Here is a 3,936-nt window from a genome sequence, read left to right on the forward strand (position 1 = left end):
TCGATGCAGGCTTCGTTCGACCTTGCGGCCGTCGGCCTGCCGACGACGCTCCTCATCGACGCCGAGGGGCGAGAACTAGGGCGGCTCGTCGGCCCGGCCGAATGGGACGCGCCCGAGATGATCGCGTTTCTCAAAACCCATCTGATCTCGAATTGAAAGGAAGCCTTCATGGACAAGACACGACAATCCAATGCAGAAGACGGTTCGCTTGGCCGCGACATTCTCTACGCGCTTCGCTACTACCTCGGTGGCCGCCGTGGATACCTCATACTTGCGGCGGTCGCGATCGCTGGCGGTCTCGCGTTCAATTGGAGTTGGCTAGCCGCGGCAGGCATAGCGCCGCTGCTCCTCGCGGCACTGCCGTGTGTCGCCATGTGCGCACTCGGACTCTGTATGAACAAGGTCACCGGCGGTTCCTGCAAGTCAAACCAGGCCGGAAATCTTGGTGCCGCAGACGGTGAATCTTCATTACCCGGAGGAGCCCGGAATATACTCTTGCCGAACCAAACCGTGCCAGACGCTCAAACCGTCAGTGTTGCGGTTTCATCCCGGCATTCCCTATCCCAAATCAACCAGACAAGGAAAACGACAGATGATTAAACCGATCAAGTCACTCACAGCAGCCGCCGTTCTGATTACCAGCTTTGCCGCAGTTCCGACCCTTCAAGCTGCGGAGCACAAAACTCCAAGCGACCAAGGCTCCGATGGTGCATGTCATTGACCGTAACGGGCGCCACGCCGCGATTTTTCATGGTGCTGAATTCCAAAAAACGAACCTGACCCTTTACGTCAACGCGCTCACACGCCGAAACCGCAGGTCAAGAAGAGTTGGTGGGAACGGCTCACGGGCTGGTTCTAACGGAGGAAAAGAAAAGTCATGCAACAGTTGAATTTCATAAGGCGCCACCTCGGTTTTGTTCTCCTGCCCCTGCTGTTGATCGTTGCTGCGGGTGCCTGGTATCTGCTTGATCCGGGGTTCAAGGCAGACCAGCCGCCTCCGGGCTCGCCAAGTACGCTGCCACAAGATGCCTTTGAGCGGCGCGTCCGCGATTATCTTGTTGCCAACCCGGAAGTCATTGTCGAGGCTATGCAGAACCTCGAACGGAAGCAACGGGAGGTGGAACAGACAGAAGCGCAGGCGGCCCTTGCCACCCATCGTGATGAACTGCTCAACAGCCCGGAAAGTCCAGTCGGTGGCAATCCGCAAGGCGATGTGACGTTGGTCGAATTCTTCGATTACAATTGTTCCTACTGCCGCCAGGTTGCGCCAGCAATGATGGCGGCGGAAGCAGACGATCCGCAACTTCGAATCGTCTACAAAGAGTTTCCCATCCTCGGGCCTAACTCCGTGTTCGCGGCCAAGGCAGCGCTTGCGGCCCGCGAGCAGAACCTCTACCCCGAATTCCATAAGGCAATGATGCAGGTGTCAGGAGCTGCCGACGAGGGGCGAGTGATGGAGGTTGCCGGGCAAATCGGCCTGGATGTGGAGCGGCTGCGAACTGATATGGCCGATCCCGCGGTCGATGCTGAAATCGCGCGCAACCTTGCGCTCGCCCAAGTTCTGCGGATCAACGGCACGCCGGGCTTTGTTATCGGTGAGGAAATATTGCGCGGCGCCACCGACCTGCAAACCATGCAAACGCTGATCGCGCGTGCCCGGAAAAGCGGTGACCGGTGAGCTCGGAAAAAGACTTGAAAGGCCGTCGGAATGCCTGAACTCTCCAATATTGGTATCCTGAGCGCCTTCGTTGCGGGCATCGTCTCGTTCCTGTCGCCTTGCGTACTGCCGTTGGTGCCGGGGTATGTTTCCTATGTCGCCGGCCGGTCGACGATTACATCACCCTCAGGTGAGGTTTCTATGGCGCGAAGCGCAGCGCTCGGTTTCAGCCTCTGCTTCGTGCTCGGCTTCACAACCGTCTTTGTCATCCTTGGTGCCAGCGCTACAGCGTTGGGGCAATTGCTGCTTCGCTACCGCTTCGAGATGAACATCGTCGGAGGCGGGATTGTTACGCTGTTCGGGTTGTTCATGCTCGGGACCATTCGACCCATGTGGATGATGCGCGAGGCAAGGTTTCACCTGGATCTGCCCGGCGGCAAGGCCGTATCGTCCTATGTGCTCGGCCTGGCATTCGCTTTCGGCTGGACCCCCTGCATCGGTCCGATCCTCGGTGCCATTTTGACCGTCGGCGCGGCATCAGCCTCGGTCGCCGACGGCGTCGCACTATTAGCGATCTACTCGCTGGGCCTCGGTGTGCCGTTCCTGCTTGCCGCCGTTTTCACCGGCGCCTTGGCAGCCAGATTGAAGACCTTCGGACGCCTCGGGCGTATACTGCGGACATTCGCCGGAGCGGTTATGATTTTGATGGGAGTCGCAATGATGACTGGCTATCTGTCCTCCTTCGCTTTCTGGCTCCTGGAGACGTTTCCAGTGCTGTCTTCGATTGGCTGAGTTCGACGGGGCTGAGAGCCGGATTCAAAAGTTCATGACGGGAAACAATATCGTGCGAGCCGCCTTGTCATCACCCTGATGCTTGCGATGTTGACCCATGCTGTGGCGCTTGCGATGGACTTCTCCCAATCTTTGGCCAGTCGACGGCATCGACCGAACCAGCCGAAGGTGCGCTCAACCACCCATCGGCGGGGCAGAACCTCAAAGCCTTTCGCTGTGTCGGAGCGCTTGATGATCTCAAGGTTCCATTGGCCGCATCCGCGCAGCGCTTTTCGCAACTTCTGCCCGGCATAACCACCGTCTGCGAAGACATGGCGCAACCAGGGGAAACGGTAGCGGATGGCTTTCAGGACGCTGGGCGCACCGTCACGGTCCTGGATATCGGCTGCATGGACATGCGCGAACAGCATCAGCCCGAGCGTATCGGTGATAATGTGGCGCTTGCGGCCCTTGATCTTCTTGCCGGCGTCGCAGCCCGAAACCCCGCCACTTTCAGTGGTCTTGACACTCTGGCTGTCGATGACACCGGCCGTGGGCGAGGCCTCGCGCCCCTCCAGTTCGCGCGTAGCGCAGACAAGCAGATGGTTGATGGTCTGCCAAAGGCCGATATCGCGCCATCCATAGAAATAGCCTCGCACCGTGGAGACCGGAGGAAAATCCTTCGGCAGGGCCCGCCATTGGCTGCCGCTGCCCGCAATATAAAGGATCGCGTTCACCACCTCCCTCATGTTCGTTTTCCGTGGTCGCCCACCGGGCTTGGCCGGCGGTATCAGTGGAGCAATTACAGCCCACTCACGATCCGTCAAATCGGTTGGATAGCGAAGGCGATCACGGTTATGCTGCAGGCGGGTGATATCAGTCCAGGGCATGCAATCCTCCACGTTCTTGGCAGAGGTGGTTGAATCACATCCTTCTGATATCACTCAATAACTTTTAAATCCGGCTCTGAGAGTTGAAGAAATTGTATTTTGACCTTCTTGGTGCCGGAAATTGCAGACCCAGGCTCAAACATGAGGTAGCGGCTATGATCTTGAAAACCCCTGGTTTGGAGCGTGCCGTACTGCGTATGTTCAGGTTGTTTCACTGGAGCGACCGGTTGGGCGCTACTGATTTGGCGACGGTGACAAATTGCCAGAGCATCACGAAGTTCGACCGAAGAGTTGAATCGCCGTTCGACCCGTTATGTTGCTAATTTTCACCGCGGGAATAGAATTGTAAATCATATGTTTATCTCAAGATCTAATCTAGATGGAACGTGCCTAAATTATGATGCCGTAAAAATATTTTATCCGAAATTGGAAAATATTTAGGGAAAATGAGAAATACAGTATGAATGAAATGGGTGGATATTGCAAAGGGCGTTTCGATGATTTTGGTCGTTGCAATGTATGCAGCTTACAATACGGGTAATCATACCGGGAGCATCGGTCTACTTCATAATGTTATTGCGTTCGCAACACTATTCAGAGCCCGATCTGAAAGTTATT

General features: G+C 56.4%; 4 protein-coding genes. 3 read left to right on the plus strand and 1 reads right to left on the minus strand.

Annotation, left to right across the window (positions count from 1 at the left end; all coding sequences use genetic code 11):
• Window positions 1-168: 168 nt before the first annotated feature.
• The 3 genes from B4E36_RS15385 (at window position 169) to B4E36_RS15395 (ending at window position 2,449) form a co-directional block, all read left to right on the plus strand.
• Complete coding sequence (locus B4E36_RS15385; RefSeq protein ID WP_267656359.1) at window positions 169-600, plus strand: hypothetical protein; 432 nt, start codon at window positions 169-171, stop codon at window positions 598-600.
• Window positions 601-877: 277 nt separating this feature from the next.
• Window positions 878-1,678, plus strand: coding sequence for a DsbA family protein (locus B4E36_RS15390; protein WP_292057143.1), 801 nt, complete (start codon window positions 878-880; stop codon window positions 1,676-1,678).
• Window positions 1,679-1,708: 30 nt separating this feature from the next.
• Window positions 1,709-2,449: a cytochrome c biogenesis CcdA family protein gene (locus tag B4E36_RS15395; RefSeq protein WP_292057141.1), complete on the plus strand. Its 741-nt coding sequence runs from the start codon at window positions 1,709-1,711 to the stop codon at window positions 2,447-2,449.
• 32 nt (window positions 2,450-2,481) lie between these two features.
• Here the strand turns inward: B4E36_RS15395 and B4E36_RS15400 are convergent, their stop codons facing one another.
• Window positions 2,482-3,318: an IS5 family transposase gene (locus B4E36_RS15400; protein WP_026173651.1), complete on the minus strand. Its 837-nt coding sequence runs from the start codon at window positions 3,316-3,318 to the stop codon at window positions 2,482-2,484.
• Window positions 3,319-3,936: the final 618 nt, after the last annotated feature.

This window comes from Martelella sp. UBA3392, from assembly GCF_002358775.1.
GTDB classification, from domain to species: domain Bacteria; phylum Pseudomonadota; class Alphaproteobacteria; order Rhizobiales; family Rhizobiaceae; genus Martelella; species Martelella mediterranea.

Bases quoted from the DNA above. Each gene is read 5' to 3' on its own strand.
- B4E36_RS15395 (WP_292057141.1), top strand. From the start codon at position 1,709: ATGCCTGAACTCTCCAATATTGGTATCCTGAGCGCCTTCGTTGCGGGC.
- B4E36_RS15390 (WP_292057143.1), top strand. From the start codon at position 878: ATGCAACAGTTGAATTTCATAAGGCGCCACCTCGGTTTTGTTCTCCTG.
- B4E36_RS15385 (WP_267656359.1), top strand. From the start codon at position 169: ATGGACAAGACACGACAATCCAATGCAGAAGACGGTTCGCTTGGCCGC.
- B4E36_RS15400 (WP_026173651.1), bottom strand. From the start codon at position 3,318: ATGCCCTGGACTGATATCACCCGCCTGCAGCATAACCGTGATCGCCTT.